Genomic DNA, 428 nt, shown 5'->3' with positions numbered 1-428 from the left:
GCCCGGCCGGGCGATCACCGCCGCACGGACCCATCGCCGGCTGCTGCACGATGTCGCCGCCGGACACACGCCGCCGCAGGCGGAGACCCGTCCACCGCTGCGCACCAACGCCAGGCCGTCCGGTGAGCGGCACGTCCGGACGATCATCCGCCACCGACAGGCGCTGCCCGGGCCCACCGTCACGACGGGTGTGCTGGCGGCCGTGTCGGGTGCGCTGGCCGCGCAGCTGCGCGAACTCGGCGACGACCCCGCCACCCTCGGCGCCGAGGTGCCGATGGCCACGGCCGGGAAAAGGCTGGCGCACAATCATTTCGGGAACGTCGGCGTCGATCTCCACCCTGAGCTCGACTTCGCCGGCCGGGCCGACCGGATCGCGCATGACCTCGCCGACCGCAGGCGCCGTGCCGCGCATCCGGGCATGCGGGCGG

1 pseudogene is annotated in these 428 nt (G+C 75.2%); it reads left to right on the top strand.

From position 1 onward, the window contains the following. Positions 1 to 428 (top strand): annotated as a pseudogene (locus tag Q2100_RS31660) (DUF1298 domain-containing protein); the annotation flags it as partial.

This window comes from Mycolicibacterium arseniciresistens (assembly GCF_030519285.1).
GTDB lineage: Bacteria > Actinomycetota > Actinomycetes > Mycobacteriales > Mycobacteriaceae > Mycobacterium > Mycobacterium arseniciresistens.
This window is presented reverse-complemented; position numbering and strand designations above follow the sequence as displayed.